Annotated in this window: 16 protein-coding genes and 1 pseudogene; 6 read left to right on the forward strand and 11 right to left on the reverse strand. The window is 57.9% G+C overall.

All coding sequences use genetic code 11. The features are described 5' to 3' along the window. Together F0169_RS16485 and F0169_RS16490 are read right to left on the reverse strand one after the other, a co-directional pair. Nucleotides 1-936, reverse strand: a pseudogene (locus F0169_RS16485) (lipase family protein); the annotation flags it as partial. 11 nt (nucleotides 937-947) lie between these two features. Then, nucleotides 948-1721: a hypothetical protein gene (locus F0169_RS16490; RefSeq protein ID WP_152747096.1), complete on the reverse strand. Its 774-nt coding sequence runs from the start codon at nucleotides 1719-1721 to the stop codon at nucleotides 948-950. Between the two features lie 366 nt (nucleotides 1722-2087). Here F0169_RS16490 and zapE point away from each other — a divergent pair, with 366 nt between their 5' ends. Both zapE and F0169_RS16500 read left to right on the forward strand, forming a co-directional pair. Then, a complete protein-coding gene (zapE, locus tag F0169_RS16495; protein WP_152747097.1) occupies nucleotides 2088-3191 on the forward strand; it encodes a cell division protein ZapE in 1104 nt (367 codons plus the stop codon). A gap of 164 nt (nucleotides 3192-3355) precedes the next feature. Then, nucleotides 3356-3847, forward strand: coding sequence for a GNAT family N-acetyltransferase (locus tag F0169_RS16500; protein WP_152747098.1), 492 nt, complete (start codon nucleotides 3356-3358; stop codon nucleotides 3845-3847). Between the two features lie 101 nt (nucleotides 3848-3948). Here F0169_RS16500 and F0169_RS16505 read toward each other — a convergent pair whose 3' ends face one another. The 4 genes from F0169_RS16505 to F0169_RS27920 form a co-directional block, all read right to left on the reverse strand. Then, complete coding sequence (locus F0169_RS16505) at nucleotides 3949-4170, reverse strand: hypothetical protein (RefSeq protein ID WP_122251591.1); 222 nt, start codon at nucleotides 4168-4170, stop codon at nucleotides 3949-3951. 142 nt (nucleotides 4171-4312) lie between these two features. Next, a complete protein-coding gene (locus tag F0169_RS16510; protein WP_152747099.1) occupies nucleotides 4313-6553 on the reverse strand; it encodes a TonB-dependent siderophore receptor in 2241 nt (746 codons plus the stop codon). A 128-nt stretch (nucleotides 6554-6681) separates the two neighbouring features. Then, the gene (locus F0169_RS16515; RefSeq protein ID WP_122251630.1) at nucleotides 6682-8424 is read right to left on the reverse strand and encodes a phosphoethanolamine transferase CptA; all 1743 of its coding nucleotides are present in this window, start codon (nucleotides 8422-8424) and stop codon (nucleotides 6682-6684) included. Nucleotides 8425-8589: 165 nt separating this feature from the next. Further along, nucleotides 8590-8751: a DUF6026 family protein gene (locus tag F0169_RS27920; RefSeq protein ID WP_162839866.1), complete on the reverse strand. Its 162-nt coding sequence runs from the start codon at nucleotides 8749-8751 to the stop codon at nucleotides 8590-8592. A 283-nt stretch (nucleotides 8752-9034) separates the two neighbouring features. Between F0169_RS27920 and gnd the strand changes: the two genes are divergently transcribed. The 3 genes from gnd to F0169_RS16530 are packed head-to-tail and all read left to right on the forward strand — an operon-like array spanning nucleotide 9035 to nucleotide 12359. After that, the gene (gene gnd / locus F0169_RS16520; protein WP_152747100.1) at nucleotides 9035-10018 is read left to right on the forward strand and encodes a phosphogluconate dehydrogenase (NAD(+)-dependent, decarboxylating); all 984 of its coding nucleotides are present in this window, start codon (nucleotides 9035-9037) and stop codon (nucleotides 10016-10018) included. Continuing rightward, nucleotides 10015-11538 (forward strand): glucose-6-phosphate dehydrogenase, encoded by a 1524-nt coding sequence (gene zwf, locus F0169_RS16525; protein ID WP_058411266.1) that lies wholly within the window; start codon nucleotides 10015-10017, stop codon nucleotides 11536-11538. Before gnd ends, zwf begins: the two co-directional genes overlap by 4 nt. Next, nucleotides 11535-12359: an HAD family hydrolase gene (locus F0169_RS16530; protein ID WP_152747101.1), complete on the forward strand. Its 825-nt coding sequence runs from the start codon at nucleotides 11535-11537 to the stop codon at nucleotides 12357-12359. Before zwf ends, F0169_RS16530 begins: the two co-directional genes overlap by 4 nt. A gap of 91 nt (nucleotides 12360-12450) precedes the next feature. Here F0169_RS16530 and F0169_RS16535 read toward each other — a convergent pair whose 3' ends face one another. After that, entirely contained in the window at nucleotides 12451-12711 is a 261-nt protein-coding gene (locus F0169_RS16535; protein WP_058411264.1) for a hypothetical protein, read from the reverse strand. A gap of 344 nt (nucleotides 12712-13055) precedes the next feature. Between F0169_RS16535 and F0169_RS16540 the strand changes: the two genes are divergently transcribed. Next, on the forward strand, nucleotides 13056-14381 hold the full coding sequence (locus F0169_RS16540; protein WP_152747102.1) for a sigma-54 dependent transcriptional regulator: 1326 nt from the start codon (nucleotides 13056-13058) through the stop codon (nucleotides 14379-14381). 63 nt (nucleotides 14382-14444) lie between these two features. On the opposite strand, the gene F0169_RS16545 is transcribed toward F0169_RS16540, so the two are convergent. From F0169_RS16545 to F0169_RS16560, 4 genes are all read right to left on the reverse strand, one after another. Further along, nucleotides 14445-15755 (reverse strand): hypothetical protein, encoded by a 1311-nt coding sequence (locus tag F0169_RS16545; RefSeq protein WP_152747103.1) that lies wholly within the window; start codon nucleotides 15753-15755, stop codon nucleotides 14445-14447. A gap of 52 nt (nucleotides 15756-15807) precedes the next feature. Continuing rightward, nucleotides 15808-16557 carry a hypothetical protein gene (locus tag F0169_RS16550; RefSeq protein WP_152747104.1) on the reverse strand — a complete coding sequence of 250 codons (750 nt, stop codon included), beginning with the start codon at nucleotides 16555-16557 and terminating at the stop codon, nucleotides 15808-15810. 37 nt (nucleotides 16558-16594) lie between these two features. Continuing rightward, nucleotides 16595-17272 carry a C39 family peptidase gene (locus F0169_RS16555; protein WP_152747105.1) on the reverse strand — a complete coding sequence of 226 codons (678 nt, stop codon included), beginning with the start codon at nucleotides 17270-17272 and terminating at the stop codon, nucleotides 16595-16597. A gap of 62 nt (nucleotides 17273-17334) precedes the next feature. Then, complete coding sequence (locus tag F0169_RS16560) at nucleotides 17335-18003, reverse strand: heme utilization protein (RefSeq protein ID WP_241679134.1); 669 nt, start codon at nucleotides 18001-18003, stop codon at nucleotides 17335-17337. Nucleotides 18004-18080: the final 77 nt, after the last annotated feature.

Below are 18080 nucleotides of genomic sequence, written 5' to 3' on the forward strand. Positions count from 1 at the left end.
AAAGTGAATGCTGGCCGGGGTTTCTTGATCCGTTTCTAAATCCGGGCTGTTCGCTGGGTACAGATCAGGGTCAAACGGTACGATTTCCAGGCGTTTTGAGTACGGCACGTCTTCGTATAGCGGGTAGTACGCGGTGGTTTGGGAGGGGTCCACTGTCCAGATTTCATCGAATTTGGCCAACGCATCACCGAACCAGTTACCCATGCTTGGTGTGCTCGGGAAACTTACTTTTTTGTCTCTGATGGGCGCCTTGCCGGGCTCCTGCCCAAACGGGTGGTAGCTCAAGGTGGCCATAATGGCGAGCTGATACAGGTTCAGTGCACAGAACTGCGGGTCAGTAGACAGCATCGGACACAGCGCGCGTAAAGGGCGAACTTCCAATACAGTGTGCTTACTGGCAAGCAAGCAGACCCCACGCTTTCCATGCTCGCCCATCAGTGAAGCCCAGCGCCGCATGGCCGGGTATTGACACTCGACTTCAGGCGGTAAATGCGCAATATGGTCGACGAAATGACGAACTTCGACCTGGAAGAAAAAGTCTGCACACGCTTGCGCAGGGTTTGTTGCAGTGCGCGAGCCGTCTTTATGAAGGTAGCGGGTTTGCTCGGCGCGAACTTGCAGTTCGGTTATCGGGAGCGGGTAGTGAGGCCTTTGTATTCGACGTATGTAGGTCAGTTCTTGCCCTTGATATTCGTCCTCAAGAGTTAATGCAATGGGTCCGGCAAAGTGGTTTTCAACTTTGCCATTGCCTGATGCGTCAAGCGTACCTTTATATTTAAAGCCTTCTGCATCAATAACGCTGTAGGGCAGTCCTGCGTAAGGTTGCCCATCGCCATTTTCATCCACCAACTGAAAGCTCGTCCATTTACCTCGGATCGGGCAGGTTAACATGCGGCTATTTAACGGGTGCTTCAGCTCATCATCCAATGCGCTCATTGAAGTGCTCCTTATTCTGTACAGCCGGGATAAATGGTACAGCTACGCCCATCGGGCATTTTAAAACTGCTGAAGTCTTTGTGGTTTCCAAAGCAATACGCATCTTGATCCTCAAAGCTTTTTCCCATACAACGTTTCCAGCCATTGGGGACTTTGACCCATGTATCACCCCAGCCTGGCCTTTCTTCTTCAGCCAACTTGATCTTCAGCTTTACGGTTTTACCGGGTAGTTGATCCAAGGTGTACGCCCCTACAGGACGCCCTTTCGTCAACGAGCCCTTAGCGTCAATCTTTTTGCACACGAGCCCCTTCGAAATATAACGTTCAGGCCCGATAGTACGAAACAGCCATTGGCACTGACCATTTATAACGTTTTCACCAGCAGCATCAAAAGTACCTTTGTATTGCTCTTCCAGTTGCTCTCTAATAATGACAGCGGTTGTATCCCCGCTAAAGTCTCCGCGGGTTTTTCCATAGGTCGCGTTAATCTCCAAGTCGATTCGATAAATAGCCAGTCTGCAGCCTTTGACTGTTCGGTATATTGGCACTTCGGACTCTGGCTTATACTCCGTGCGCCACTTTCTGTTAAAGGCAAGGTATGGGTTGTCATCAAGAGTGACCGTACACGTCTCTCCTTTGGCGGGCGCATACTTAACTACAGCGGAGTAAGCGAAGTTTGGAGGCAGGTCGGCCGTGAAGGTGAAGCTCTCCGACTTTCCGGTAGCACAGCCTGTTGTCAGAACTACGCTGGCCCCCAGCAAAAGCGTTTTAAACACAGGTGTCATAGCGAGGCCTTAACGTGCACAGACCTATCGCTGTAGGCAACGCGGTAAATTTGCTCATTAACATCCGCCTGTTCCTTGTCGAACCTGTAGTTGCCGGACTCACGCGCCTGTGAGCGGGAGCAGGCTAAAACTCAGGTTAAACAAGATACAAAACGAAAATATGCAGGAAACTTCCTATATCTAAGTGGAATTTTCTCTGATCCAGGGTGGGAGCACTTAATCGTCGGTGTTTCCCTCATCAACAACGGCCACCTTGTGCTTCGAATACCTTTTTTGCCCCCGCCAAGCTGGGGCAGCTGTTCCTGTTGCGCGCGCAAGGCAAGATTTTACGGCCAGGTTATCGCTCGGTAAGCCATAATCGCACGCATGACTTTTGACTCGCCTCTCGCTGCCTACCAACACGCCATCACCCAGCAAGGCTTCGTCACCGACGCGGCCCAGCACCGGGCGGTGCAAGCCCTGCAAAACTGTCACGAGGCCTTGCACCAAGGCCGTTCGCCAACCGGCGTTTACCTGTGGGGGCCGGTGGGGCGCGGTAAAACCTGGTTGATGGACCAGTTTTATCAAAGCCTGCGTGTGCCTGCGCGGCGTCAGCATTTTCATCATTTTATGGGCTGGGTGCATCAGCGTTCATTTCAGCTCAGCGGCATTCAGGACCCGTTGCAGGCCTTGGCGCGGGAACTCAGCCAGGCAGTGCGTGTGCTGTGTTTCGATGAGCTGTTCGTCAGTGATATTGGCGATGCAATTATTCTGGGGCGCTTGTTTCAGGTGATGTTCGAGGAGGGCGTGGTGGTGGTCTGCACCTCGAACCAGCCTCCCGATCAGTTGTATGCCGGCGGTTTTAATCGCGAGCGTTTTCTGCCGGGCATTCAGGCGATCAAGCAGCATATGCAGGTGGTGGCGGTCGACGGCGATGAAGATCATCGTTTGCACCCTGGTGCGGCAGTGCAGCGCTATTGGGTGCGGCAGCCGAATGCGCTGGGTGCGATTTTCAATGCCTTAAGCGAAGGGCAGCCAGTGAGTCGCGGCCCGGTCAGTGTCGGCTTTCGCTCGATTGTGGCGGTGCAGTCCAGCGATACGCTGCTTTGGTGTCGATATGCCGACGTGTGCGAGCAGCCGCTGGCGGCCATGGACTTCATGCTGCTGTGCGATCGCTTCAAGGCGCTTCTTCTCGGGGAGGTGCCCTGCCTGAGCGCGCAACAGCGCCCGGGGCGGATCGCGCGTGGCACCGAAGACGCTGCCCAGCACGTGGTGGCCGGGGACCGCGAGTTGCCGCAGTTGTCGGTGCACGATGACAGTGTGCGGCGTTTCATTGCGCTGGTGGACGAGTGTTATGACCGCAAGGTGCCGCTGTTCATCGAGGCCCAAGTGCCGCTGGAAGATCTCTACACCGAAGGCTACCTGGAGTTTGCGTTCCGGCGCACGCTGAGCCGCTTGCAAGAGATGCAGCTGCAACGCTTCGGTACGTAGGAAAAACCGTCGTACACGCCGAATGTCAGCGCTGGATACGCACACTCTTTGTATTTTCAGTCGGGCATTTGTCGTTAATCTGCTTCATTCGGCGCCGACTGCAGGCTTACAATCGTGTGCCTCAAAGGGAACCGATTCCCTTGTTGTGGTTATTGAGGAAGGCAATGGACACCCCGGACATTCTGGTGCTGCAAGCCAGCTACACCAACCCCGTGCACGCTGAGGCCATCGGCCTGGTGCTTAACCAATACGCTAAAGATCCAATGGGTGGCGGTCACCCCTTGGCTGCCGACCTTTTGCGGCAACTGCCGGCGGAACTGGCCAAGCGCGCCCACGCGTTCAGCGTGCTCGCGTTTGTCGGCGGCGAGCCGGCAGGGCTGATCAATTGCTTTGAAGGGTTCTCGACGTTCGCTTGCCGCCCGTTGATCAACGTTCACGACGTGGCGGTGGTGAATCGGTTTCGTGGCCTTGGGTTGAGTCAAAAGATGCTGCAGAAGGTTGAGGAAATCGCCCGTCAGCGCGGTTGCTGCAAGATCACGCTGGAGGTGCTTGAGGGCAATGATGTGGCACAGTCGGCGTATCGCAAGTTCGGTTTTGATCAGTCGATCTTTGATCCGGCCCATGGGCGCATGCTGTCCTGGAGTAAACCGCTTTAATAAATAAAGCGCAAAAAAAAGGCGCCACTTAAGGGCGCCAAGTTAACCTTTGCCAACGGAGCGGAATGGCGAAGGGTGATGCGGATTAACTAACGATTAAATTAGCTGGCAGGCTGTTGTTGTGCACTGGGTTGTTCGACAGTGTTCGGCTTAACAGTCTTGCCATCGGCAAGCGCCGTTGGATCAGTCGCGCCGTGAGTCTTTTGCTGCATGAAGGCGAAGTTGTTGTAAAACTCCTTGGAGCGCTCTGAACCGCCCTCTGCAAAGGCGGCGGCAGAGGTCAGCGTCATCAAGGTGGCAAGCATCAACGTCGAGAGTTTCATTGAGGTATTCCCATTAAGTGTGATCGGTATCCGCCTCGTCCTTGATCAGATTCATGGGGCGAGTCTGCAGGCACCTTATTAAGTGGGAGTTAACGCAAAGAGGCTTTGAGGTTAACAATATTGTTAACCTCAAGGCGGCTAATTAAAGCCTCCAGTCCAGCGCAAGTGTGACGGAGCGCGGGTCACCCCAATACACGCCGTTATAAAAGCCGACACGTTCGTAATATTTTTTATCAAATAGATTATTGACGTTAACCGACGCCGAAACATGCTCGTCGAATTGGTAGCGTGACATCAGGTTAACCACGGTGTAGGCCTGCTGGGTGATTTTGGCGCGCGTGGTGATCAGGTTTCCCTTGTCGTCCCGCGCGCCGGTCGGCCGATTGCTGAAGTCATACACATCGCTCTGCCAGTTCACCGCGCCGCCCACCGTCAGCTTGCGCCACGCGCCTGGCAGCCGGTAAGCGCTGGAGACCTTCAGCAGGTTGAGCGGCTGTTGGGTATTGTTGCGTTTGCCCGAGCCGTACACCGAGTGGGTGTAGGTGTAGCCGGCGGTCAAGTTCCAATCGGGCATCACTTCGCCGGCGACCTCCAGTTCGAACCCCTTGACCTTGTTACCTTTACCCCCGGATGTGTAGTACTCCTCACGCGTGACAGGGTTCGGCGGCACCGAGTCGTCCAGTTCGGCGACGTTGTCCTGGGTGCTCCAGAAGTACGCCGCCGCAAGGTTCAGGCGCTCGTTCAGCACGCTGCCCTTGAGGCCGACCTCATAGTTACTGCCCACCACTGGCTCGAGGTATTTCTTGTCGACATCGCGCGCGCTTTGCGGCTTGAATATATCGGTGTAGCTCGCGTAAACCGTGTACTCCGGCGTGATGTCGTAGAGCAGCCCGGCGTAAGGCGTCCACATATCGTTGTGCACCTGGCGGGTTTTGTCGGACGCGGTCAATTGGTCGTTGGCATCATATTCGGGGGTTGCGCTTTCCAGTTCCCAGCTGCCATAGCGGCTGCCGAGCACGGCGTGCAAACGGTCCGTCAGGCTCAAGCGTGTGGCCAGGTAGCCGGCTTTCTGTTTTTTGCTGCTGTGTTCGCCCTTCAGGCCCGTGACCGTGTCGGGAAATTTGCCGATTCCGCCCATGTATTTCCAGTCTTCAATGTTGCTGTACCCGTCAGGTGTTGGGCCTCTGCGCAGGAAGGGTGAGGCATCGCGTTGCGCGGCTTCGCCATACCCCATCATCATTGCGTGTTCGCGGCCCAGCAGCGAGTAGCTGCCGGCAAGGTTGAGGTCGACGGCCTCCATTTTCGAGGTGCCGAGCATATGGCTGGACCATGCTTGCATGCCACTGCGATCCGGGTTGGGAAAGCCCGCGCCGCCGTAATACACCTTGCCGTCGGTGTCACTTTGCCGATGGGTGTAAGCCGCCTTGAGATGCCAGTCGCCGGCGATTCGATGGTCCAGCGTGGCGAACGCGGTCTTGTCGGTCAGCGGCCAGGAGCTCCAATCTGCCGCCATGTTGGTTGCGCGCGAGAGCCCGGCCTTGCCACCCTGGCTGTTCCAGTAGGGCACGGTGCCCCACGTGGTGCCTTGTACCTGCTTGTTCTGGTAATCAAAGCCTGCCGCCAGCACGGTATCGTCGGAAATGTCGCCTTCCAGAATCCCGTAACCCACCGACCGCTGCAGCGCGTAGTTATCACGGTACGACTTGCTGTCGCGGTAGGCCAGCACGGTGCGCGCGCGCAGCCGGCCGTCAAATGCCAGCGGGCCGCCCACGTCTACGTAGCTGTAGTAATTGTCATGGCTGCCGGCACTCACACCGGTGCTTGCCTGCCACTGCGCGGTGGGGCGCTTGCGCACCATGTTTACCGTGGCCGAGGGGTCGCCGGCGCCGGTGGTCAAGCCCGTGGCGCCGCGTACGACCTCAATGTGGTCGTAGATGATGGTGTCGGCATCCGACTTCATGTAGCCGAAGGTATTGAGCATGCCGTCAATCTGGTAATTGCTGATGCCGTAACCCCGCGAGGAATAGGCGGCGCGGTCGGAGTCATAGTGTTGCACGTTGACACCGGTGGTCTGGCGCAGCACCTCGGTCAGCGTATTGAGGTTGAAGTCGTCCATGTGCTGACGGGTGATGACCGAGATCGATTGCGGGGTTTCCTTGATCGACAGGTTCAGTTTGGTCGCGGTATTCATCGAACCGGTGGTGTAGGCCCCGGTGTGCTCGGTATTCGCGCCCAGGCCTTCGGCGGTGATGCGCGTGCTGCTCAATTGCAGGGCGTTGGTCGGGGTGTGTTCGGGGTCGGTTTCGGCCAGTAGCTCAGGGCTCAGTGTGACGCTGAACAGGCCAAGGGTGAAGGTCATGGAACGGGTAAAAGGCGCAAACATCGGGGCAAGCTCCTTGTCGTCTTTGAAGCCACCCCGGAAAGGGAAGGCCATGGATCAAAGACGAAAGGAGCAGGGTGACTTTAGGTCTAAACGAGAATTGTTGTTATCTGTATGTTTCAGAGCCGTGACTACTTGGCGACTACCTCGGCGCTATCTGCCTTCTTCGGCTTGATCAGGCTGAAATCAATCAACCCCTTTTTCTGGGCTATATACGGATCGCCAATGATCAGCGGGCGCGGCTTGAAGCTGTCGTTGACCAGGCTTTTGCTGCGGTCCCATTCATCGAAACTCAGCCCGGCGAGGTCTGCCCAAGTGTGAATAAGCTGCGCGCTGCTGTAAGGCCGCTGCAGGTCGCTGGCGAAGCTCCAGTCATGTGTTTCACGCCATTTCGGTGAGGCATAGGCCATGAACGGGATGGTATACATCGGCGCCGTTGGCTTGCCTTCGTTGCGCCCAAGGGTGGTATGGCCTGGCGAGTCGAACACGTCTTCGCCGTGGTCCGAGAGGTAGAGCAAAAAGCCATTCGGGTCGGTTTTGGCGTAGTCCTTGATCAGGCTGGAGACCACGAAGTCGTTGTACCGCACCGCGTTGTCGTAGCTGTTGTAGGTGGCCAGTTGCTCGTCACTCACGCCAGCCGGTACGCCTTGGCGATCGGTGAATGTGTCAAAGGTCGGCGGGTAGCGGTACTGGTAGCTCATATGAGTGCCGAGCAGGTGCACCACGATGAACTTGCGTTCGGTGGGGTCGGCCAGTGCCTTGGCGAAAGGCTCCAGCACGTCACCGTCGTATTGGCGAGCGTTCTGGTTGCGGTTGTTATTGAGGTACACCTGCTCGTCGGCCTGTTCGGAAAAAGTCGTGAGCATGGTGTTGCGCTTGGTCATGGTCTGCTGGTTGGTGATCCAGTAAGTTTTATAGCCGGCCTGCTTCATCACGCTGACAATCGACGGCGTTTTCAGGTAAAGGTCCGGGTTTTCTTCGTCGGCGAAGGTCAGCACCTGTTGCAGCGCTTCAATGGTGTAGGGGCGCGGGGTGATGACGTTATTGAACACCGCCAGTTGGTCGCGCAGCTTGTCCAGTTCCGGCGTGGTGTTGCGCGGGTAGCCGTAAAGGCTCATGCGCTGGCGGTTGGTGGATTCGCCGATCACCAGCACCAGTGTCGCTGGCTGGCCGGCCATGCTGTCCTTGAGGTTTTTCAAGGGCGCAATCTGGCTGGCGCTGGTGAGCATGCCTTGCATGCTGTTGAGCTGCTCGGTGTAGCGGCGATAGGCGACGATCATCTGCCAGGGCACTGCGGGCTCAACACGGGATTCAAAACCGTCGATGGCAAGCGCCATGGTCGGGTTGGTCGCGATCTGTTTCACCAGTGGATAACCGACCACCGCCAAAACGATTGCGGTGGCGGCCAGGATCGACTGGCCGCGCGGCAGGTACACCGGGCGCAGGCGGCTCCACAGCCAAACAGCCAAGGCGGTATGGGCGATAAACGCCAGCACAATCCACCAGGCGAAGTATTGGGTCGCGTATTCGCCGGCTTCAGAGATGTTCGACTCGAACATGATGAAGATGACGCTTTGTGAAAATTCCTGCTGGTAGATGAAAAAATAGCCCAGGCTGGCCATCGAGCAGGCCCACAGCACCACGCCGATCAAGGCGGCGAGCAAGCGTGTACGGCGCGGGAACAGCAGCATCGGCGCCAACCACAGCGCGCTCAGGAAGAAGGCTTGGCGAAAGCCACTGAAGCCGGAGGTGCCGGTCAGTTGGATGAGTAATTGGGTAATACCCGAGAAATACCAGAAAAACATGAACAGCCAGCCAAGGCCTGCCCAGTCAAAACCTTTCGCAGACTTGGTGCTGCGTTTGAACATCGCCATCCAGTGCTCCAACCCGATCATTTTGCAGTTGACGCGCAACAGCGCACGCAACAGAGGCCACCCATGCATGGGGTAGCCTTTGAGGGCGGGAGTATCGGGAGGTAGATGTGAAAACTTTGTGAGATTTTTGTGTGGGTTATCTTACAAAGTGCTCAGGTGCCGGTTTCAACACAGCGCAGGGTGTGCGCCTGAGGGCTGATCCAGCTGGGCCTGGAGGTGTGAGCGCAGGCGCAGGACCTCTTGCTGAAGCTGATCGCGCTGGTCTTTCAACTGGCGCAATTCATCGCGACGGACGGTAACGTAAAGCGTCTGTGGCGGGCGTGTCATGGGTGCTGTGCTCATTGCTTACCTCGCAAATAGCCGGTAAATCGCGGTGCCGAAACGCTTTAGTCGAGGTTTTCGGCAACAGTCGAAGCAATTCTGAATTCTTTTTTGAGCCAATGGAACTTTTTTATTTTTGATTGTCTCTGTGACTTTTTGCAGGGTGTTGCTGAAACGTTCGACTTTTTTGTCATGAAACTACACGGATCCGCTCTGGACTAACCCTCATTAGCCTCATTGCGCTATAAACTATGTCACACATTTATTACGTAGTTAGGAGCATCAGCACATGCAACTGGGGATTATCGGACTAGGCCGCATGGGCGGTAACATCGCACGGCGCCTGATGCTCAATGGGCATACCACCGTTGTATATGACCGTAACGAAGCATTCGTCAAAGGCTTGAGCGAAGAGGGCGCCACCGGCGTCGCCGACCTTGAGGCTCTGGTAGCCGGGCTGCAAAAGCCGCGCGCGGTATGGGTAATGCTGCCGGCCGGCGCACCCACCGAAGACACCATCACTGCCTTGAGTGAGCTGCTCGAAGACGGTGACGTGATCATCGACGGCGGCAACAGCATGTATAAAGATGACATCCGCCGCGCCAAAACCCTGGCGGAAAAAGGCCTGCACTACGTCGACGTCGGCACGTCCGGCGGCGTCTGGGGCCTGGAGCGTGGCTATTGCATGATGATTGGTGGTGACGTCCAAACCGTGCAGCGCCTCGACCCGATCTTCGCCAGCCTGGCCCCTGGCCTGGGCAACATCCCGCGCACCAAGGACCGTCCCGCCAGCGCTGATACCCGCGCCGAGCACGGTTATATCCACGCCGGCCCAGCGGGTTCCGGGCACTTCGTGAAGATGATCCACAACGGCATCGAGTACGGCATGATGCAGGCTTTCGCTGAAGGCTTCGACATTCTCAAGACCAAAAACTCGGAAAACCTGCCGGAACACGAGCGCTTCGATCTGAACGTCGCCGACATCGCCGAAGTCTGGCGCCGTGGCAGCGTGGTCTCGTCGTGGTTGCTCGACCTGACCGCCGACGCCTTGGCCACCGACCCGAAACTCGACGGTTACTCCGGCTCCGTGGCTGACAGTGGCGAAGGCCGCTGGACCATCGAAGCCGCCATGGAGCAGGCAGTGCCGGTTCCGGTGCTATCGACGTCGTTGTTTGCACGCTTCCGTTCCCGTCAGCAAAGCACCTACGGTGACAAAATGCTGTCTGCCATGCGCTTCGGCTTTGGCGGCCACGTGGAGACTTCCAAAAAATGACCGCTAACGGCAAGAAACCCAAAGCCGAAACCGCACCGCCGACCACGTTGTTCCTGTTCGGCGCGCATGGCGACCTGGTCAAGCGCTTGCTGATGCCTGCGCTTTACAACCTGCGTCGCGACGGGCTGCTGGGCGACGGCCTGCGCATTGTCGGCGTGGATCACAACGCCATCAGTGACGCCGACTTCGCCAAGAAACTCGAAGACTTTATTCGCACCGAAGCCGCGAGCAAGGTCAAGGGCAATGGCCAAGACGCGCTCGACCCAGCGCTGTGGGCGCAGTTGGCCAAAGGTATCAGCTACGTCGAGGGCGACTTTCTCGACGACAGCACCTACGCCGACATCGGCAAAAAGATCGCCGACAGCGGTACCGGCAACGCGGTGTTCTACCTGGCCACCGCACCGCGCTTCTTCAGTGAAGTGGTGCAGCGCCTCGGCAGCGCCGGTTTGCTGAATGAAACCGATGAAGCGTTCCGCCGCGTCGTGATCGAGAAGCCGTTTGGTTCGGACCTCGCCACCGCCGAGGCGTTGAACGCCAGCTTGCTCAACGTCATGAGCGAGAAACAGATCTATCGCATCGACCATTACCTGGGCAAGGAAACGGTGCAGAACATTCTGATCAGCCGTTTCTCCAACGTGCTGTTCGAAGCGTTCTGGAACAACCATTACATCGATCACGTGCAAATCACGGCGGCGGAAACCGTCGGCGTCGAGACCCGTGGTAATTTCTTCGAAAAAACCGGCACGCTGCGCGACATGGTGCCCAATCACCTGTTCCAGTTGCTCGCGATGGTGGCCATGGAACCGCCGGCGGCGTTTGGCGCCGACGCAGTGCGCGGTGAAAAGGCCAAGGTGGTCGGTGCAATCCGCCCCTGGTCATTGGAAGATGCGCGGGCCAACTCGGTACGTGGCCAATACACCTCTGGCGAAATTGGCGGCAAGCAGCTTCCCGGTTACCGTGAAGAGGCGAATGTAGCGCCTGACAGCAGCACTGAAACCTTCGTCGCCCTCAAGGTGATGATCGACAACTGGCGCTGGGTCGGCGTGCCGTTCTACTTGCGCACCGGCAAACGCATGAGCATTCGCGACACTGAAATCGTGATCTGCTTCAAGCCTGCGCCGTACGCGCAGTTCCGCGATACCGACGTGGATGAACTCAAGCCGACCTATCTGAAAATCCAGATCCAGCCAAACGAAGGCATGTGGTTCGACCTGCTGGCGAAAAAGCCTGGGCCGACCCTGGAAATGGCGAATATCGAGCTGGGCTTCGACTACAAGGACTTCTTCGAGATGCAGCCGTCGACGGGTTACGAAACCTTGATCTACGACTGTATGACCGGCGATCAGACCCTGTTTCAGCGTGCCGACAACATCGAAAATGGCTGGCGTGCGGTGCAGCCGTTCCTTGATGCCTGGCAGCAGGATGACGGTATTCAGGCCTACAAAGCCGGTGAAGATGGCCCGGCCGCTGCCGATGCCTTGCTCGCCCGCGATGGTCGCACGTGGCATAGCCTCGGATGAGTGACGTTCCGGTGCATCCCATCCAGTTTGTATTAAGTGACATGGACGGCACGCTGTTAGGTCCCGATCACCTGCCAAGCCAGCGCACTCTCGACGCGGTGCGTGCCTTGCGCGCCGCCGGGGTGTTTTTCAGCCTGGCCAGCGGGCGCCCGCCCAAGGCCATGTTGCAGATGGTCGAGGCGTTCGGCATCGATGTGCCCGTGGCAGGGTTTAACGGCGGTACGTTGATCAACCCGGATGGCAGCGTGCTGTTGGCGCACCATCTGCCGGCCGAGGCGGCGCTGGTGACGCTGGCGCTGTTTTCAGGGCAGCCGGACGTTGAAGTCTGGTTGTTTGCCGACGGTGATTGGCTGCGCCGTGATCCGCCGGGGCCGATGGTTGCCGTCGAAGCGGCTGGCCTGGGCTACGGGCCGAAGGTAGTTGAGAGTTTTGAGCCGTACCTGGATCGGGTCGACAAGATCGTCGCGGCCAGTCGTAACGCGCCGTTGCTGGTCGCGTTGGAGGCGCAGTTGCAACCCAAGGTGCAGGGGCTGGCGCATGTCTCGCGTTCGCAACCGATTTACCTGGACGTGACCGCGATGCAAGCGAACAAGGGCGATGCCTTGAAAACCCTGGCTGCGCACCTTGGTGTCGCGCTGGAACACACGGCGGCGATTGGCGACGGTGGCAATGACCCGGCGATGTTTAATGTCGCCGGGTTCTCGATTGCCATGGGCCAGGCTGAAGAAGCCGTCAAGCGTCAAGCCAGCGTCGTTACCGGCAGTAATGTCGAGGACGGTGCTGCGCAAGCCATCGAGCGGTTTATTCTGGCCGCGCACTAAGCGCTAACTTCCGGTCATTCTTCCGATCATTGTTGTTGCACACGATCATTGTTGTTGCACAACGGCAATGATCGGAAGTGGCTGCATCGATTTACTTGGGCATTGCCCACGACTGCAACTGATAGCCGTCTTTGTCGAGTTCGGCGCGCGCCTGCAGCAACAAATCTTCTAGTTGGGTTGCATCGGTATAGGTACTCGAAGACAGCTGTTTGCTGCCGATACGGGTATTGGTGCGGTCGATGACGCTCAGGCTGAGTGCGCCGTTGCCATCGTGCCAGGCCACGCACTGAAAGGGTTGGAAAGCACGGTCTGCGATCAAAAGAGCTTCGTTGATGCGGAGCGGGGCGTTCATGTGGTTCTTCTCTCTAATTGCCCAATCAAGTGAGTGCCGTCGGTTGGGCGGGCCGCACGGCGAGTTACTTGTACTGATGCACGATGGCGGGGTACGGGTCACATGTTAGAGCAAGAAATTTCAAGCTCGCGTGATTGAAGTCATCTAAGCGGCTGTTTTAGCGGCGCAATTCAGGTGTCGATCGACCTCGACTTTTTTCCCGAAAATCGCCGGAGGTGGCTTTTTGCCCGCACTTATAGCGAAACGGTACATAGGCCGCGTCAATATCTTGATAGTGTGAGCCGCAGGCACTACAAATCATTGTTTATAAATAATTTTAACGATAGTGGCGCCAAGGAATAGTCATGGTTACTACACCTGTCCAGCGCCGTCTGCTTGTGGTTGACCCCTGTGATGATTGTCACGCGTTGTTGCCCGGCCTGCGCACCGCCGGGTGGCAAGTGGACAGTTGCGCGCTCAGTGCGGTCGGTGACCGCTCATGTGATGTGGGCCTGTTGCGTTTACAGCCGTTTCATTTTGAACGCCCGGAGGCGGTCAAAGAGCTGATCAGCCGCAGTGGCACCGAATGGATCGCGGTGCTTAGCCAGGATGTTTTACGCCTGCACAACGTCGGCGATTTCGTCTGCGAATGGTTTTTTGACTTCCACACGCTGCCGTTTGATGTGTCTCGTGTGCAGGTCACGCTGGGGCGTGCCTTCGGCATGGCGCGCCTGCGCGGCAAAGGCCACACGCAGGTGGACGAGCCCGAACATGAATTGCTCGGCGACAGCCGCTCTATCCGCGACTTGCGCAAACTGCTCGCCAAACTGGCGCCCACGCAATCCCCGGTGCTGATTCGCGGCGACAGTGGCACCGGCAAAGAGCTGGTCGCCAAGACCTTGCATCGCAAATCCCAGCGGCACGCCAAGCCGTTCGTTGCGATCAACTGCGGCGCCATTCCCGAACACCTGATTCAGTCCGAGCTGTTTGGCCACGAGAAAGGCGCGTTTACCGGTGCCCATCAGCGCAAGATCGGGCGCATCGAGGCGGCGAACGGCGGCACGCTGTTCCTGGATGAAATCGGCGATTTGCCGATGGAATTACAAGCCAATCTGCTGCGTTTTTTGCAAGAAAAACACATTGAACGTGTTGGCGGCAGCCAGCCGATCCCGGTGGATGTGCGGGTGCTGGCGGCCACCCACGTCGACCTCGAAGCCGCGGTCGAAAAGGGCAGCTTCCGCGAAGACTTGTACTACCGGCTGAATGTGCTGCAAGTGATGACGGCGCCGCTGCGTGAGCGGCATGGCGATGTGGCCCTGCTGGCCAACCACTTTTCGCGTTTCTACAGCCAGGAAACCGGCCGGCGCCCGCGCAGTTTCAGCGAGGATGCGCTGGTCGCCATGGCGCAGCACCCATGGCCGGGCAATGTGCGCGAACTGGCCAACCGTGTGCGCCGTGGCCTGGTGCTGGCGGAAGGGCGGCAGATCGAGGCGGCGGATCTGGGCTTGCAAGGCGCGCGCGCAATCGCCTTGCCCATGGCGACACTGGAACATTACAAGCACTGCGCCGAGCGTCAGGCGCTGTGCGATGTGCTCAACCGGCACAGCGACAACATAAGTGTCGCGGCGCGTGTGCTGGGGGTTTCGCGGCCGACGTTCTACCGGTTGCTGCACAAGCACCAGATCCGCTAGCGCCGGTAAACCAAAAGCCGCGCAACGACGCTGATCGTTGCGCGGCTTTTGCGTGTGGCTGGCTTAGAAGTAGTACGGGAATTTCAAGCTGAAGGTAAAGTCCGGTGCGTCATCGGTCATGCCTATCGACAAGTTCGGCACTACCGTCAGGTTATCCGTGGCGGCAATCGTCATGCCGACGTTGAAATAACCAGCGTTGGCGTCGCTGGAAACCACCGATTGCCAGTCCTGACCGCTTTGTTTGATCTTGCTTTTGCGCTGCACCAGGTCCGACACGGAAAACGACATGCTCATCTTCTCGTTGAGCGCAAAAGCGACCCCCAGGCCCAACTGGAGGCTGTCACCCAGGCTGATTTTGCCGGGGACTTTCTGGTTGACGTTGGGGCTGATATCGCCGAACGACTCTTCGAAGTTATGCGTATACGACAGCGAGCCGAACAGCACCGCCGGGTCGACGGTTTTCACCAGCGAGATACCCGGCGTCACCGACCACACACCGTTACCGGTCGGCAAACTGGCCGGCACCGCGAGGTTATTGTTCTGCGCTTGTTCAATCAGCTTGATGCCATACGGCTCTTCGCCGGTCGGCGCCTTGAGCCGCACCGACAGCACGGCGTCCGGCAGGTTGGCGCTTTCATCCAGAAATTTATAAGCGACACCGAAGTTCACGTCGCCAATGGTCGGGTCTCGCGTGACCGAGGCTTCGGAGGTTGCGGTGGAGTCACCGTTGGCACCACCGGACTGGTAAGTCGACTCGCGGTAGATCACCGGCACGTTCACGTCGAATTGCCAGCGGTTGTCGGGGTTGTAACGCCCGGTCAGGTCCAGCGTCCAGCTATCGGACTTGATCCGGTCCAGGTTGATATTGCCGAGGAAGATCGAGTCCAGCGCCAAAAAGCCGTTGAGTGATAATTGGCGCGCATCGTAGCGGGAATAGGTGATGCCGGTTTCCAGGCTGAACCGGCCATTGCCGAAAAAGCCACTGGCCTCGTTATAGAGGTTGCTCACGCTTTGTGCCGGTGCCGAATCGTCCTTGAGGCTTTGCCCGTAGGAGCTGCTGCCGGCGGCACCGCCCGACGCCGCTGCCGCGCCCACCCCCGGCGTATGGCCGGCCACGGCGGTGCCGCCTTTCTGAAAGTCGGCGGGTGACTTGACCAAGCGTTTAGGGGAGGGTGCGGCGGGTTGGTCTTCTACCTGGCGTACACGTTGCTCCAGCACGGCGAGTGCTTTTTGCTGCATGTCATAGCGTTGTCTGAGCTCAAGCAGCTCGCGTTTCAAGGTTTCTATATCGGCATCAGGGGCTGCGTAGAGAGCGGATGCGGGCAGGAGCGTGCTTAAACATATAGCGGCATGTAACGATAAAGATCGATGCATGAAATAAGCCGTCCCATTTTTTTAATGCGTAAGTGTGGTGGCTCAACGTAGTTCAGTAACCGGAAGGGCGTAGGCCCTTGAGTTGCTCAAGGTTGAGGTTCTGCGTGAGGCTGTTCAAACCGTTGCTGCCCAGTACCACATTGAGTTGGGTCGAGTTTGCAATGGCGTTGAAATCGCCTTTGATAATCGTGCCTTGGCTGACGGCGCCGCCGCCGATCTGCTGCAACACGCTGCCCTGATTGTTATTGGCCTGGAGCGCGAGTTGCAGCCCGCCATTTTGCGCAGTTACCGTCACTTGGCCGGCAGCCGTGCTGCCGGTAATCGGCTGGCCAGCCACCAGCGCTTGCCCGGACTGCACATAGTTGGCGGGAGCCAGGCCATTGCGCGTCACGTTGATGTCGACGCCATTGGTGGCGCTGTTGCCGTCGCCGGCCGCGCGCACGCTTTGCACCACGCCTTGGCTCGTGCCGAGGCCTGCGCCACCCACCACCGTGCCGGTGCCATCGGGTTGCTTGGCTGAACCTGTGCCATCGTGCCCGCTGACGTGCACATAAAACTGCGGCGCCACGGTGGTCGTGTTGACCTGCATGTTGGCGGTGCCGGTCATGCTGGCGCCAGCGGCGTTGGTCCAGGTGCTGCTCATCACAATGCCAAAGCTGATAATGCGCCCGGGCATCACATAACGTCCGCGCAGCTCGGCCATTTCCGCGTCCTTGAGTTCGATCGGTTTGAATGCCGAGGCGGCATAAGCCGGTGCGCAGGTGGCCAGGCACATCAGCGTCAGCCAGCGTTGGGTGTTCATCGTCTGCTCCTGGAGCGTCCTGCCCCTTGTTGCGCTGCTAGAAGAAGTCGCTCTGGATAAACCCGAAGTCCATCAATTCGCTATCACGCACCGGGCTGAATGCGTTCAACTGGCCCTTGGCGGTCAGCGGTGCAGGCGGTGTGAGCAGGGCGTTGGCCTTGTCATAGCCCTCACCGATGACGGCAAACACGATGCCGTTCCAACCCTTGACGAAATCGTCCCTGGTATAACGCTTGTTGCCCAGCACGGGGTCGCCGATATACACCCAGTCGTTGTCGGCACGCTGCAACACCACAAAATGCTTGTAGCCGCGAATGTCCAGCAGCACCACAACGGGCACTTTCAGGGTCACCAGCACGTGCGGCTCAATGCGGTAGCCCTTGGCGCGCATCTGGATGCTTTCCAGGTAGCGCTTCATGTCGAGCATCGAAAAACCCTGCGTGCGCACCAGCTCTTGGTCAGCGTTGACCAGCATGCCCTTGATCACGTGGTCTTCATCCACGTCCATCCAATAGGCTTGGCGCAGGAGGGTCGCCAGCGCGGCGGCGCCGCAGCTGAAATCGGTTTTCTGTTCCACCAGGTTGGCAAACTTGCGCTCGCGCAGGCTCTCGACTTTCTTGTAGATCACCGCACCGTTGGGCATGACCACAGCCATTTGCGCCGCCCAGGTCGGGCCGGTGAGTGCTAGCAGAAGGAGGCAGGTAACGCGCCGCATGATCGAATCGCCTGTTGGACACTGGAAATAAAAAGGGCCTTGTTGCCAAGGCCCGATCTGCATCAGAAGCGTGTAATTGCTACGTTGTTTTGAGCTTGGTTGTTGCCACCCGACAGGGTGTTGGTACCCACTACACCCGAAGCGTGGTTGAACGAGTTGTTCACGCTGGCGCTGTTTGCCACGGCTTTGCTTTGGCCGTAATAGGCGTTGCCGCTGCTGAGGTTGACGCTGAGGTTACCCGACACGTCTTGCACGGCATTGACGGTGGCGCTGCCGGCTTTGCCGTTGCCCGAGTTGATGACAGTGCTGTTGCTGCCTTGGTTGGACGTACCCGAGGCGACGGTCGACTGAATGATGCCCGAGCCGTTGTTGCCACTGTCGTTGACCGAAGCATTGTTTTTGCTGGCGCTGCTGATCACCAGGTTGCCGCCGGACGATTGCTTGGAGTTAACCGTGGCAAACACGAAATCGGCATCGCCAGAGGTGATTGCAGCGTCGTTTTTGCCCTGATTGTTATCGCCACTCAGGGTGTTGTTGCCGACCACGCCGCTGTAGTTGTTGAGCGAGTTGTTAACCGACGCGCTGTTTTCGGTTTTGTCATTGAGCACCACGTTGCCGTGGTTGTTTTGGCCGTCATTCGCGGTCGCGTTAGACGTGGTGGTGGGGCCGCTCGCTTGAGCAGCAACAGCCATCAGTGCAGCCAGAGCGAAAGCCAGTGGTTTAAGAGCCATTGTCGTTTTCATGGTGTATCCCCTTGCTTCTAATGAGTGGTTAAGTGTGTTGATACGGTGTAGCCGTAGACTCAGCT

Source organism: Pseudomonas kitaguniensis (assembly GCF_009296165.1).
In the GTDB taxonomy this organism is placed as follows: domain Bacteria; phylum Pseudomonadota; class Gammaproteobacteria; order Pseudomonadales; family Pseudomonadaceae; genus Aquipseudomonas; species Aquipseudomonas kitaguniensis.

Bases quoted from the DNA above. Each gene is read 5' to 3' on its own strand.
- zwf (WP_058411266.1), top strand. From the start codon at position 10,015: ATGACCGCTAACGGCAAGAAACCCAAAGCCGAAACCGCACCGCCGACC.
- F0169_RS27920 (WP_162839866.1), bottom strand. From the start codon at position 8,751: ATGACACGCCCGCCACAGACGCTTTACGTTACCGTCCGTCGCGATGAA.
- F0169_RS16515 (WP_122251630.1), bottom strand. From the start codon at position 8,424: ATGGCGATGTTCAAACGCAGCACCAAGTCTGCGAAAGGTTTTGACTGG.
- F0169_RS16510 (WP_152747099.1), bottom strand. From the start codon at position 6,553: ATGTTTGCGCCTTTTACCCGTTCCATGACCTTCACCCTTGGCCTGTTC.
- F0169_RS16500 (WP_152747098.1), top strand. From the start codon at position 3,356: ATGGACACCCCGGACATTCTGGTGCTGCAAGCCAGCTACACCAACCCC.
- F0169_RS16560 (WP_241679134.1), bottom strand. From the start codon at position 18,003: ATGGCTCTTAAACCACTGGCTTTCGCTCTGGCTGCACTGATGGCTGTT.
- F0169_RS16505 (WP_122251591.1), bottom strand. From the start codon at position 4,170: ATGAAACTCTCGACGTTGATGCTTGCCACCTTGATGACGCTGACCTCT.
- F0169_RS16550 (WP_152747104.1), bottom strand. From the start codon at position 16,557: ATGAACACCCAACGCTGGCTGACGCTGATGTGCCTGGCCACCTGCGCA.
- gnd (WP_152747100.1), top strand. From the start codon at position 9,035: ATGCAACTGGGGATTATCGGACTAGGCCGCATGGGCGGTAACATCGCA.
- F0169_RS16530 (WP_152747101.1), top strand. From the start codon at position 11,535: ATGAGTGACGTTCCGGTGCATCCCATCCAGTTTGTATTAAGTGACATG.
- F0169_RS16535 (WP_058411264.1), bottom strand. From the start codon at position 12,711: ATGAACGCCCCGCTCCGCATCAACGAAGCTCTTTTGATCGCAGACCGT.
- zapE (WP_152747097.1), top strand. From the start codon at position 2,088: ATGACTTTTGACTCGCCTCTCGCTGCCTACCAACACGCCATCACCCAG.
- F0169_RS16545 (WP_152747103.1), bottom strand. From the start codon at position 15,755: ATGCATCGATCTTTATCGTTACATGCCGCTATATGTTTAAGCACGCTC.
- F0169_RS16490 (WP_152747096.1), bottom strand. From the start codon at position 1,721: ATGACACCTGTGTTTAAAACGCTTTTGCTGGGGGCCAGCGTAGTTCTG.
- F0169_RS16555 (WP_152747105.1), bottom strand. From the start codon at position 17,272: ATGCGGCGCGTTACCTGCCTCCTTCTGCTAGCACTCACCGGCCCGACC.
- F0169_RS16540 (WP_152747102.1), top strand. From the start codon at position 13,056: ATGGTTACTACACCTGTCCAGCGCCGTCTGCTTGTGGTTGACCCCTGT.